The following is a 12,789-nucleotide window of genomic DNA, read 5'->3' as shown; positions in this document are numbered from 1 at the left end:
GGGCCCGCCGTTCCCCGCCGAGCCGCCGGCCAGGCTAGTGCAGGCCCCCCGTCGTCCGACGGGGCAGAAGCAGCGCCGGGGCCAGGGCCAGGGCGCTGAAGCCGAGGGTCCACCAGAAGACGTTCGTGAAGGCGGGGGCCAGGTCCGCCGGTGAGCCCGAGCGGAGGGGCGTACCCGCACCCGCCCGGTCCTCGTAGGCGTGGGTCAGGACCAGGGTCAGCAGTGCCGTGCCCATCGAACCGCCCACCCGCTGGGCGATGTTGACCACGCTCGTCGCATGCGGCACCGACGCCTTGTCGAGGCCCTGGTACGCGGCGACCAGCGTCGGCATGAAGGTGGCGCCCAGCCCGATGCCCCGTACCAGGAGGGACAGCGCCAGCAGTCCTTCGGGTGTGTCGCCGTCGGCGAGGGCGTACGGGAGGGTGCCCAGCAGGGCCAGCGCGAGGCCCGCCGGGACGACCCGGCCGGGGCCCAGCCGGTCCGTCAGCTTGCCGGCGTACTGGGCGACCGCCGCCGCCCCCAGCCCCTGCGGCGCCAGCAGCAGACCCGCGTGGAAGGCGTCCTGGCCGCGCACCAACTGGTGGTACATGGGGAAGAGGATCAGCGCGCCGAACAGCGACGCGCCGAGGAGTAGCGAGGCCGCGGCCGACGCCGCGAAGCTCCGTATCCGGAACAGCCGGATGTCCACCAGCGCCCGTTCACCGCGCCGCAGCGAGTGCGCGGTGAACGCGGCCAGCATCACCGCCCCGGCCAGCAGCGCCGACACCGCGAGCGGCGCCCCGAAGCCCCGCTCGCCCCCGGCCTCGGAGAAGCCGAGGATCAGCAGGGCAAGCCCGGGCGACAGCAGCAGTACCGACAGCACGTCCAGCGGCACCGCCCGCACCTCCTCCCCGGCCGGCATCACCCGGGCGGCGAGCACCAGCGCGATCACACCGATCGGCAGGTTGACGTAGAACAGCCACGGCCATGAGAAATGGTCGACGATCACTCCGCCGACCATCGGGCCGAACACCGGCGACAGCATGCCCGGGATGGCCGCGAGGCCCATGACCCGCCCCATCAGCTTCGGCCCGGCCGCTCGCGCGAGTGCCGTCTGGGAGAGGGGAAGGAGCATGCCGCCGCCCAGGCCCTGGAGCGCGCGGAACGCGATCAGCGACTCCGCCGACCAGGCCAGCCCGCACAGCAGCGAGCACACGGTGAACGCGCTCAGCGCGGTCAGCCAACTGCGCCGGACGCCGAACCGCTGCACTGCCCAGCCGGTCAGCGGGATCACCATCGAGAACGCCAGCAGGTACCCGGTGGCCACCCACTGGATCAGCCCGACCGAGGCGTCGAGATCGTGTCCCATCGCGTCGACACCGACCGACACGATGCTGGTGTCGAGCGTGGACATCACCACGCCGAGGGTCGTCACCCCGGCCAGTACGAGCACCGGCCGCGGTATTCGCTCCGGCACTGCCTGGTCGGCGCTCTCCGGCCGGGGTGAGGCCGTGGTGTCCTGGGGTGGGTTCGTGGCCACAGGGGGGATTCCTCCGAGAGGGACGGACGTAGGGGGGATGGACGTAGGGAGAGACGTCCACGGAGATGCATATCGCCGAAATCCCCCGTGATAGCCCGCCATTGGTGATCCCTTTACCGCTTTTTGGCGCCCTGTGGATCTCTCCACGCACATTCGAGCCATCCTTGAGGCGATTCGGCCAGGGTCGGAGTCGGCAACGCACGAACCGGTGGACCGGTAAAGCGGGGAGGCGAGAGTGTCCGGAAATTCGTTGCGGGCCCTGATCGTGGGAGCGGGGCCCAGTGGGCTCACCATGGCCCATGAACTGGTCCGACGCGGCATCGAGGTACGGATCGTGGACGCGGCCCAGGGCCCGGCCGACACGAGCCGGGCGCTCGCCACACATGCCCGGACGCTGGAAATCTACGACCAGATGGGAATACTCCCCGAGCTGCTCCCGCAGGGCCGCCGGATACAGAAGTTCACACTGCATCAAAGTGGCCGCAAGCTTGCCGCGCTCAAGGCCGACTATTCCGAGCTGCCCACCCGGTTCCCCATGACCGTCATGGTCGACCAGGCGATTACCGAAAAGGTTTTGCGGGACGCGGTGGCCGCCTTCGGCGGAAAGGTCGAATGGGGCGTAAGGCTGGAATCGCTCGAACAGGACGCGGGCGGCGTCACCGTACGACTGCGCCACTCCGGCGACCGGGTGGAGACGGTCCGCACCGACTGGCTGGTGGGCTGCGACGGCGGACACAGCGTCGTACGCAAGCAACTGGGGCTGAACCTGGTCGGCGACTCCAGCGAGACCTGGCTGATCGCCGACGCGCACCTCGACGCCGGGCTCGACGACACCAGCCTGCACTGGCTGCGCAACCGGGACGGCGCCCTGATGGCCGTACCGTTCCCGGAGCCCGGCAAGTGGCGGCTGCTGGACACCGCCGACGCGACGTACGACGGCGACGCGCAGCAGATCGGTGAGCGGTTCGCGCGCAAGCTGTCGCAGGCGGTGGGCCGGCCCGTGACCGTACGGACGCCCACCTGGGTGTCGGTCTTCACGATCCAGCAGCGCATGATCACCCGGATGCGCTCGGGCCGCTGCTTCGTGGCCGGCGACGCCGCGCACGTCCACAGCCCCGCCTCCGGGCAGGGCATGAACACCGGCATCCAGGACGCCTACAACCTGGCCTGGAAGCTCGCCTCCGTGATCCACGGGCACGCGGGCCAGGAGCTGCTGGACACCTACGGCGCCGAACGCGTCCCGGTCGGCGCGCGGCTGCTCGGCTCCACCAACCGGGCCACCCAGCTCATCCAGCTCAAGAGCCCGGTCGCCGCACTGATCCTGCCGGTGATGTTCAAGGTCGTCTCCACGCTGCCGCCGCTGCGGGCGAAGATCTCCCGCAAGATCATGCGCGCGATGTCCGCCCTCGACCTGAGCTATGCCGACAGCCCTCTGACCCGGGGCGCTGGTGAGGAGCAAGCCGACGGCCCGGTACCCGGCGTACGGCTGTCGCAGCTCGTCGCGGCGGAGGAGGCCGAGCCCGGCTTCGCCGCCCTGCTGGAGGAGCTGCGCGACCCGCGCTGGACGCTGCTGGCCCGTGCCACCGGGCCTGCCGATCCGCACCCGGAGCGCCTGCTCCGCCTGACGGACGCCCACGCGGACTGGCTGTCGGTACGGACCGTGGTCCCGCCCGGCACCGACGCCCCCCACGCCCTGCACGACAGCGGCCCGCTCACCGAGCGGCTGTCCCTGCGGGCCCCCGGCGACTGGCTGCTGGCCCGCCCCGACGGCTATGTGGCGGCCCGTGGCCGGGACACCGGCACCCTGACCGAGGCCCTCGCCGCCGCGACAGCGGGCGCACCCGGAGGGCCGCCCGGCCCACAAGGCATCAGCTGGCCGTGATTCACCGAGAACGGGAGTACGCAATGGACTTCGCACTCGACGGACGCACCGTCCTCGTGACGGGCGCGACCGGCGGTATCGGCAGCGCGGTGGCCCGCGCGTTCTCCGCCCAGGGGGCCCGGGTCGCCCTCGGCTACGCCCAGGACGCGGCGGGCGCCGAGACACTCGCCGAGGAACTCGGCGCGAAGAACGACGAAGCGATGGCGGTGCGGTACCGCATCGGCGAGGACGGCTCGGCCGAGGCGGCCGTGGCCGAGGTCGGGGAACGCTGGGGCGGTGTGGACGTCCTGGTCGCCGGGGCCATGATGGCGGGCGGTCTGCGCGCGCCCGGCATCCGCTTCGAGGAGCTGGCCCCGGAGCAGTGGACCGGCTTCGTCACCGACAACACCCTGGACACGCTGCGCACCGTCCAACTGGTGCTGCCGTCGATGCGGCGCACCGGCTGGGGCCGGATCGTCCTGGTGTCCTCGGCGGTGGCCCGGCTCGGCAAGCCCGGCCGGGAGTTCTACGGCACCGTCAAGAGCGGCCTGGGCGGCCTGGTCAGCAGCCTGGTGTGGGACCTGAGCGGTTCCGGGGTCCTGGTCAACGTCGTCAGCCCGGGCCTGACGCTGACCCCGAGGGCCGCCGCGATGGTGCCCGCCGCCCGCCGCACCGAGGAGGAGGCGGCCACTCCGACCGGCCGCCTCACCACCCCCGCCGACGTCGCCTCCGCCATCCTCTACCTGGGCTCCGGCGCCAACGGCAACATCACGGGCCAGGACCTCGCGGTGACGGGCGGCCGCTGAGCGCCGCCGGCACCGGACCGGATCGCCCGGATCGCCTGGACCGCCCGGACCGCCCGGATCGGACCGCTCGGACCCGATCGACTGGCCCGGAACGACCCGATCGGCACGGCCGCACCGGAATACGACGCCCGTCGTACCGGCCCGCCGGGTCGGCTCATCGCGCGCGGACGCCCCGGCGGAGACAGCCAGGGGCCCTGGCCGCAGCCTGCGCGGTGAGGGACGGCTGCCGAGCGCCCGTCAGCACCGGCCCGGATCGCCCGGTCTGGATCGATCGGACGGGACCGCCGGGCCGAGCCCCGCCCGGCCCGGATCGCCCCGGACCGAACGTGGCGCCCGCCATGCCGGCGGCCCGCCATGCCGGCACACCGCCCGCCGACGTCCCCCGGCAGGAGCCCGCCGGCCGCCCCGGCCCCGTACGCGCAACGGGAAGGGCCCGGCCCCGAGTCCTGGTGACTCGGGGCCGGGCCCCTCCCATGAGCGGGGTCAGAGGCTCACGCCTCGAACACCTCACGCACCAACTGCTCCTGCTCCGCCTGGTGGCGCTTCGCCGAGCCGACCGCCGGGGACGAGCCCGCCGGGCGGGAGATACGGCGGAGGCGCTCGCCGTGCGGGATGTCCGCGCCGACCGCGAGGTCCAGGTGGTCGATCAGGTTGAGGGCGATGAAGGGCCACGCGCCCTGGTTCGCCGGCTCCTCCTGCGCCCACAAGTACTTCTCGGCGTTCGGGTACTTGGCGATCTCCGCCTGGAGCTCCTTGCCCGGCAGCGGGTACAGGCGCTCGATACGGATGATCGCCGTGTCCGTGATGCCGCGCTTGGTCCGCTCGGCCTCAAGGTCGTAGTACAGCTTGCCGGCACAGAAGACGACCTTGCGGACGTCGGCCGGGGCCGCGGACTCGTCGCCGATGACCGGGCGGAAGGCGCCCGACGTGAACTCCTCCGTCTTCGAGGCCGCCGCCTTGAGGCGCAGCATCGACTTCGGGGTGAAGACCACCAGCGGCTTGTGGTGCGGGTTGTGCACCTGCCACCGCAGGAGGTGGAAGTAGTTCGACGGGAGCGTCGGCTGAGCGACCGTCATGTTGTTCTGGGCGCAGAGCTGGAGGAACCGTTCGATGCGCGCGGACGAGTGGTCCGGGCCCTGGCCCTCGTGGCCGTGCGGAAGCAGGAGCGTGACGCCGGACGTCTGGCCCCACTTCTGCTCGGCGGCCGAGATGTACTCGTCCACGACCGTCTGCGCGCCGTTGACGAAGTCACCGAACTGCGCCTCCCACATGACGAGCGCGTCGGGGCGGGCCAGCGAGTAGCCGTACTCGAAGCCCATGACCGCGTACTCGGAGAGCAGCGAGTCGTAGACGTTGAGGCGGGCCTGGTCGTCCGACAGGTACTGGAGCGGGGTGTAGTCGCCGCCCGTGACCCGGTCGATGAGGACCGCGTGCCGCTGGCCGAAGGTGCCGCGCCGGGAGTCCTGGCCCGAGAGGCGCACCGGGATGCCCTCAAGGAGCAGGGAGCCGATCGCGAGCGTCTCGCCCATGCCCCAGTCGATCGTGTCGTCCTCGATCATCGCCGTCCGGCGCTGCAACTGCGGGAGCAGACGCGGGTGGACGGTGACGTGGTCGGGGATATTGACCTGGGACTCGGCGATGCGCTTGACGACCTCCTGGGAGACCGCGGTCTGCACGGCCGCCGGGAACTCGGCCTGCGGCTCGCCCGCGAGGGCCTCGCCCGGGGTGGAGATGGCCTCGCGGACCTCCGTGAAGACCTTCTCCAGCTGGCCCTGGAAGTCCTGGAGGGCCTGCTCGGCCTCTTCGAGGGTGATGTCGCCCCGGCCGATCAGCGACTCGGTGTACAGCTTGCGCACCGAGCGCTTCTTGTCGATCAGGTCGTACATCAGGGGCTGCGTGAACGCCGGGTTGTCGGTCTCGTTGTGACCGCGGCGGCGGTAGCAGATGAGGTCGATGACGACGTCCTTGTTGAACGCCTGGCGGAACTCGAAGGCCAGGCGAGCGACGCGGACGACGGCCTCGGGGTCGTCGCCGTTCACATGGAAGATCGGCGCCTCGATCATGCGGGCCACGTCGGTCGCGTACATCGAGGAACGCGAGGACTCGGGCGCCGCCGTGAAGCCGACCTGGTTGTTGATGACGATGTGGACCGTGCCGCCGGTGCGGTATCCGCGCAGCTGCGACATGTTGAGGGTCTCGGCCACCACGCCCTGGCCCGCGAAGGCCGCGTCACCGTGCAGGGCGACGGGCAGGACCGTGAAGTCCGTGCCGCCCTTGTTGATGATGTCCTGCTTGGCGCGGGCGATGCCCTCGATGACCGGGTCGACCGTCTCCAGGTGGGACGGGTTGGCGGCCAGCGAGACGTTGATCTGCTCGCCGTCCAGGCCGGTGAAGACACCGTCGGCGCCGAGGTGGTACTTGACGTCGCCGGAGCCGTGCATCGACTTCGGGTCGAGGTTGCCCTCGAACTCGCGGAAGATCTGCGCGTACGACTTGCCGACGATGTTCGCCAGGACGTTCAGCCGGCCGCGGTGGGCCATGCCGATGACGACCTCGTCGAGCCGGGACTCGGCGGCGGCGTCGAGGACCGCGTCCAGCAGCGGGATGACGGACTCGCCGCCCTCCAGCGAGAAGCGGCGCTGGCCGACGTACTTGGTCTGGAGGAACGTCTCGAAGGCCTCCGCCGCGTTCAGGCGGCGCAGGATGCGCAGTTGCTCCTCGCGCTCCAGCTTGGAGTGCGGGCGCTCGATGCGGTCCTGGATCCACTTGCGCTGCTTCGGGTCCTGGATGTGCATGAACTCGACGCCGGTGGTGCGGCAGTACGAGTCGCGGAGCACGCCGAGGATGTCACGCAGCTTCATCAGGGACTTGCCGGAGAAGCCGCCGACGGCGAACTCGCGCTCCAGGTCCCAGAGGGTGAGCCCGTGCTCGGTGATGTCCAGGTCGGGGTGCTTGCGCTGGCGGTACTCCAGCGGGTCGGTGTCGGCCATGACGTGGCCGCGGACCCGGTAGGAGTGGATCAGCTCGAAGACGCGCGCGGGCTTGGTGACGTCGTCGTCGTGCGAGGCGTCGATGTCCTTGAGCCAGCGGACCGGCTCGTAGGGGATGCGCAGCGCCTCGAAGATCTCGTCGTAGAACCCGCCCTCGCCGAGCAGGTAGTTGGCGACGACACGCAGGAACTCGCCGGAGGCGGCGCCCTGGATGACCCGGTGGTCGTAGGTCGACGTGAGCGTCATGACCTTGGAGATGCCGAGCTTGTTCAGGGTGTCCTGGGACGTGCCCTGGAACTCCGCCGGGTAGTCCATGGAACCGACGCCCATGATGACCGACTGACCGGGCATCAGACGCGGGACCGAGTGGACGGTGCCGAGGCCGCCGGGGTTGGTCAGGGAGACCGTGACACCGGTGAAGTCGTCCATCGTCAGCTTGCCCTCGCGGGCGCGGCGGACGATGTCCTCGTAGGCCTGCCAGAACTCGAAGAAGTTCAGCGTCTCGGCCTTCTTGATGCCGGCCACGACGAGCTGGCGGTCGCCGTTGGGCTTCACCAGGTCGATGGCCAGGCCGAAGTTGACGTGCGCCGGCTTGACGAGGGTCGGCTTGCCGTCCTTCTCCGCGAAGGAGTGGTTCATCGACGGCATGGCCTTGATGGCCTGCACCATCGCGTACCCGATGAGGTGGGTGAAGGAGATCTTCCCGCCCCGGGCACGCTTCAGGTGGTTGTTGATGACGATGCGGTTGTCGAAGAGCAGCTTCACCGGGACCGCGCGCACGGACGTGGCCGTGGGCACCTCGATCGAGGCGTTCATGTTCTTCGCCACGGCCGCGGACGGGCCGCGCAGCGTCACGAACTCAGGACCGTCAACGGCGACGCCGTCGGCCTGGGCCGCGGGAGCGGCCTTCGGCTTGACCGGTACGTCGGCCGGGACCGCCGCGGGCCGGGGGGCCGCGGCGACAGGGGCCGCGGCCGGCGCGGCCGGGGCCGGGACGGCCGGGGCCGGGACGGCCGGGGTCACGGGAGCCGCGGGCGCGGCCGGAGCCGCCGGGGCGGTCGTGGTGGTCTCTGCGGCCCCCGCGGCCGCAGTACCCGCCGGAGCCGCAGAGGCGTCGGGCGCCCCGGGCTTGTAGTCGGCGAAGAAGTCCCACCAGGCACGGTCTACGGAATTCGGGTCCTGGAGGTACTGCTGATAGATCTCGTCGACGAGCCACTCGTTGGGTCCGAACGCTGCCGCAGGGTTACCTGCGGGTTCGTCGGTCGAGATGCTCGATGAGTTACTGGGGGACTGTGGCGACACGGCGGCAACCGCCCTCTTCCGCTTCACAAGGTGATGGACAGCGGGAATTAAGGCTACGCCCCCGTGGCCGAAAGGTCAGTCCGGGTCCGTTCATCGTCGCGTAAGTCACATCGAGAATCGGGTTTCGGGGGGTGAAATGGCGGGAAACAAGCGTGGTTCCGGTCCGAAAGGGACACGTGAGGGAAGCCCAAGTTGTCGGCCGGGCACGCCGAACGGGCGGGCCGATCACCGATCGCACATGTCCACGCGCGTCCGTCAGCGCGGATGACAGGCGGATCTTGTCGCTCCGCTTCGAACTTTACGTCAACTTGGAACGGACGGGTCTCCCGGAAGGGTGACCAAAATCCGGCAACCCCGCTCGGATTCGGCCACACCGATCCGGCCGCCGTGCAGATCGACCGCCCAGCGGGCGATCGCCAGCCCCAGACCCGTGCCGCCGTCACTTCCTGGACCGTGCGGCGCGCTGACGCCACCGCGGTTGAACCGCTCGAAGACCCGGTGCCACTCCGAGCGCGGGATACCCGGGCCCTCGTCGAGGATCTCCAGGTCCAGCGACCCGGCCGGCGACCCGCCCCGCGCCCGCACCGTGACCCGGCCGTGCGCGGGGCTGTGCTTGACCGCGTTGTCGATCAGGTTGGCGACGACCTGGTGGAGCCGCTCCGGGTCCGCGTGCGCGACCAGCTCGGGCGGGTTGACGTCGAGGTGCAGATGGACGTCGTTACGGGTGTGCCCGCCGGAGCCCGAGGCGATGCCCGCGCGCGTGGCGGCGAGCATGTTCGCCTCCTTGAGCACGCCGGAGAGGTACGGCCAGACCTCGAACCGGCGCTTGCGCAGCGGTACGACCCCGTTGTCGAGCCGGGAGAGATCCAGCAGGGTCTCCACCAGCCGCCCGAGCCGCTCGGTCTGCTTGAGCGCCGTACGCATGGTCTCCGGATCGGCGGCCGAGACCCCGTCCACGACGTTCTCCAGCACGGCGCGCAGCCCCGCGATGGGGGTGCGCAGCTCGTGCGAGACGTTCGCCACCAGCTCCTTGCGCTGCCGGTCCTGGGCCTCCAGCTCGTCCGCCATGACGTTGATCGTCTGGGCCAGGTCGCCCAGTTCGTCCCGGCGGTTCTCGCGCACCCGGCGGGTGTAGTCGCCGTGCGAGATGGAGCGGGCCACCGCGTTCATGTCGTCCAGCGGCGCGGTGAGTGAATGGGCCACGAACTGCGTGATCAGCAGTGTGGCGATCATCGAGAAGACCGTGATGAAGCGGAGCTCCGTCTTGGTGTGCACCGCGATCATCGACAGACCGGTGGTGATCAGGACCGAGACGACGACCAGCGCGCCGAGCTTGGTCTTGATCGAGAACGGCCGTACGCCGCCCCAGGGCTCCCCGGGGCTCCTCCGCGCGGCCGGCCGCCCGCGGTTCATGGCGTCGGAGTCTCCAGTGCGTAACCGACCCCGTGCACCGTACGGATCCGCTCGGCGCCGATCTTCCGGCGCAGCGCCTTGATGTGGCTGTCGACGGTACGGGTGCCGGAGGCGTCCGCCCAGTCCCACACCTCGGCGAGCAGTTGCTCGCGGGAGAGGACGGCGCGGGGCGTGTTGGCCAGGCAGACGAGCAGGTCGAACTCGGTGGGCGTGAGGTGCACGTCCTCGGAGCGCACCCGGACCCGCCGCTGCGCGTGGTCGATCTCCAGTTCGCCCAGGCGCAGTATGCCGGAGCGCGGGGTCGACGCGGCGATGGCGGCCCGCTCTACCCGGCGCAGCAGTACGTGCACCCGCGCGGCCAGCTCGCGCATGGAGAAGGGCTTCGTCATGTAGTCGTCGGCGCCGACGCCGAGCCCGACCAGCATGTCGGTCTCGTCGTCACGCGCGGTGAGCATCAGGACGGGCACGGCCCGCTGGGCCTGCACCCGCCTGCACACCTCAAGACCGTCGAAGCCGGGCAGCATGATGTCGAGGATCAGCAGGTCGGGCTGCCAGGCCTCGGCGGTGTCGACCGCGGCCGGCCCGTCGCCGGCGGTCTGCACGAGAAATCCCTCTGCGCGCAGACGGGCCGCGATGGCGTCGACGATCGTCGGGTCGTCCTCGACCACGAGTACCCGGCGCTGGGCGCCGGGGGTCGCCGTCGCGCTGTTCTGGGAGGTGTGTGTCTGCTCCATCGCCCGTCCCTGAAGTGTGCTTTCCGGAACCAGTGGGGTGGTTCCTTGGCTGCGCTTGTCCGCGCATGACTGCGATTGACGCACGGCTGATCGGGTGAGTGATCGGCGTCAGGGGAGCAGAGTACGGGCAGTAACCGCATGGGGGCTATCCAGGTCGGACGGCGAGGTGTACGACGTCGGGGACTCCCCGGGCAACGGGGATCTCTTCGGTGCGTACTGACCGGAATCCGGCATTCCGTAGGGTTCCCTCAAATTCCCGGGAGGGCTGGGCGGACCATACCGCGAGTACCCCGTCCGACCTCAACACCCTTGCGCAGCTTGCCAGTCCGGCCTGCGAATACAGGCTCTGATTGTCCTCCGTGACGGTCCATCCGGGCCCGTTGTCGATGTCGAGACAGAGCGCGTCAAATGTGTCAGAGGTCTCATTGACGTAATCCACGAGATCGGCTTCGACGATCTCGGTCCGGGGGTCGGCGACGGCGTCGGCGGAGAGCGGGGCGAGCGGCCCGTCCCGGTGCCAGCCGATGATCGCCGGTTCGCGTTCGACAACGGTGACGGCGCCCCAGCGGGGGTCGGCCGCGGCGTGCACGAGGGAGAATCCGACGCCGAGGCCGCCGATCAGGACGTGCGGGGCGCGGGTCCGGGCGGCGGGGGAGAGGGCGTCGAGGGCGGCGTCGACGAGGAGGCGCTCGGACCGGCCGTCCGACGTGTCCATCAGGAAGCACCCGTTGGCGATGATCTGCAGCAGCTCACCGTGTTGCCGCAGAACGACCTCGCCGTACGGGCCCTCGCGCCGGTCCAGGACCTCGGGGGTGTCGTAGGAGACGGTCGGGTGGGTCATGGGAACAATCTTGGCGCAGTGCGGTTCGGGTGAGCGTGGCATTTACTGAGTCTGTCGGCTTGATGTGAATCGGCCTGGGCGTGGCGCGGGTCACAGACAACTGCGTGGCCGGGGGCGAAAGGTGGGGGCGAAGCGGAAGGAGCGCCTCACCGTGGAACAACAGGCAGCCGGTTCGTCGGGTGACGGGACGCCGGGTTCACCGGCGCCCTCGGGCATCCCTGTCGCGGAGGTCGTGGGGCTGCTGGACGGGATGCCGAGGCAGCGCGGCCCGGCGGCGGAAGCCGTGTCCGCGCGGCCGGTGGGGCTCGTACGGCCAGAGGGGCCCGTGGCGCCCGATGAGGCCACCCCCGGGAAGTGGGCCCGGGCCCTGGCCCTTCGCCTCTGGCATCTCCTCCCCACCCCCACCGGGACCCCCTTCACCTACACGTTCGTGGCCGTCCTCCTGGTCACGGCGTTCGTCGCGGAGCACGCGTCCCCGGACCTCGTGTACGCCCTTGTGCAGGGCTCCAGCACCGATGTCGCCCATCTCCTGCGGGAACCCGTGTTCGTGCTGGTCGCCAGCGCGCTGTGGGTCGCGGGCGGCCTGGCGTCGCCGTACGCCCTGGTCCTTGTCCTTGTCCTGACCGCACTGGAGCGGCGGATCGGCGGGCTGCGCACCGCCGGGGTGTTCGCGCTCGGGCATGTGCTGGCCACCCTCGCGACCGAGGTGCCGGTGGGGTTCGCGGTACTGGTGGGCTGGTTGCCCGTGAGTTCGGCGCACCGGCTCGACTACGGGATCAGCTTCGGGGTCGCGGCGAGCGTGGGGGCGCTGGCGGGGCTGCTGCGGCCGTGGCTGGGGTGGCCGATGCTGCTCGCGTTCGGCTGGATGCTGGTGGCGGACCTGGCCGCCTACGCCGACCCGATGACCGACTGGGGCCATGTGACGGCGCTGGCCATCGGGGTCGCCACCTGGCCCTGGGCGCGGCGGTACCGGCGGCACATTGGCAGCCGGCCGGTGGGGGCTGGGCGCGCAGTTCCCCGCGCCCTCAGGGGCTGCGCCCCTGAGGGCCCCTGGCATCTGCGCAACCGGGCGGGGAGCGTGGGCGCGACGGACGGGACGACCCCGGCGACGGGCGTCGCCCCAGGCCCTGCCGCCGGATTCCCGCCCGCCCGGTGACGCCACGCACGCTCCGCCCCTGTCTTGAGCGTCCTTGAGCCTCTGGGCGGCATCCCGCCGAAAGCCCGCGCCCACTCGCACGCCGACCGCCGCCGTGGCGGGCACCGGCCGCGCGGGCGGGCGACGGGCCTGGCGGCAGGGGTTACCCGGCTGGGTCGGGGGTGCGT

Annotated in this window: 8 protein-coding genes; 3 read left to right on the top strand and 5 right to left on the bottom strand. The window is 71.1% G+C overall.

All coding sequences use genetic code 11. The features are described 5' to 3' along the window. Nucleotides 1-34: 34 nt before the first annotated feature. Nucleotides 35-1,519, bottom strand: a complete 1,485-nt coding sequence (locus AOK08_RS21595; protein ID WP_055528626.1) for a DHA2 family efflux MFS transporter permease subunit — start codon at nt 1,517-1,519, stop codon at nt 35-37. A 235-nt stretch (nt 1,520-1,754) separates the two neighbouring features. Here AOK08_RS21595 and AOK08_RS21590 point away from each other — a divergent pair, with 235 nt between their 5' ends. Both AOK08_RS21590 and AOK08_RS21585 read left to right on the top strand, forming a co-directional pair. Continuing rightward, on the top strand, nt 1,755-3,401 hold the full coding sequence (locus AOK08_RS21590; protein ID WP_198539333.1) for an FAD-dependent monooxygenase: 1,647 nt from the start codon (nt 1,755-1,757) through the stop codon (nt 3,399-3,401). A gap of 23 nt (nt 3,402-3,424) precedes the next feature. Continuing rightward, complete coding sequence (locus AOK08_RS21585) at nt 3,425-4,186, top strand: SDR family NAD(P)-dependent oxidoreductase (protein WP_055528620.1); 762 nt, start codon at nt 3,425-3,427, stop codon at nt 4,184-4,186. 491 nt (nt 4,187-4,677) lie between these two features. Here AOK08_RS21585 and AOK08_RS21580 read toward each other — a convergent pair whose 3' ends face one another. From AOK08_RS21580 to AOK08_RS21565, 4 genes are all read right to left on the bottom strand, one after another. Next, on the bottom strand, nt 4,678-8,478 hold the full coding sequence (locus AOK08_RS21580) for a multifunctional oxoglutarate decarboxylase/oxoglutarate dehydrogenase thiamine pyrophosphate-binding subunit/dihydrolipoyllysine-residue succinyltransferase subunit (RefSeq protein WP_055528611.1): 3,801 nt from the start codon (nt 8,476-8,478) through the stop codon (nt 4,678-4,680). Between the two features lie 303 nt (nt 8,479-8,781). Further along, nucleotides 8,782-9,891 carry a sensor histidine kinase gene (locus tag AOK08_RS21575; protein ID WP_055528605.1) on the bottom strand — a complete coding sequence of 370 codons (1,110 nt, stop codon included), beginning with the start codon at nt 9,889-9,891 and terminating at the stop codon, nt 8,782-8,784. Next, nucleotides 9,888-10,625, bottom strand: coding sequence for a response regulator transcription factor (locus AOK08_RS21570; protein ID WP_055528598.1), 738 nt, complete (start codon nt 10,623-10,625; stop codon nt 9,888-9,890). The genes AOK08_RS21575 and AOK08_RS21570 overlap by 4 nt, the downstream gene beginning before the upstream one ends. Nucleotides 10,626-10,770: 145 nt before the next feature. Further along, nucleotides 10,771-11,466 (bottom strand): spermidine synthase family protein, encoded by a 696-nt coding sequence (locus tag AOK08_RS21565; protein ID WP_055528592.1) that lies wholly within the window; start codon nt 11,464-11,466, stop codon nt 10,771-10,773. 151 nt (nt 11,467-11,617) lie between these two features. Here AOK08_RS21565 and AOK08_RS21560 point away from each other — a divergent pair, with 151 nt between their 5' ends. Beyond that, entirely contained in the window at nt 11,618-12,622 is a 1,005-nt protein-coding gene (locus tag AOK08_RS21560) for a rhomboid-like protein (protein WP_241827042.1), read from the top strand. Nucleotides 12,623-12,789: the final 167 nt, after the last annotated feature.

Source organism: Streptomyces graminilatus, assembly GCF_001418565.1.
In the GTDB taxonomy this organism is placed as follows: Bacteria; Actinomycetota; Actinomycetes; order Streptomycetales; family Streptomycetaceae; genus Streptomyces; species Streptomyces graminilatus.
Note: the sequence above shows the minus strand (reverse complement) of the source record. Positions and strands in the feature narration are given on the sequence as shown.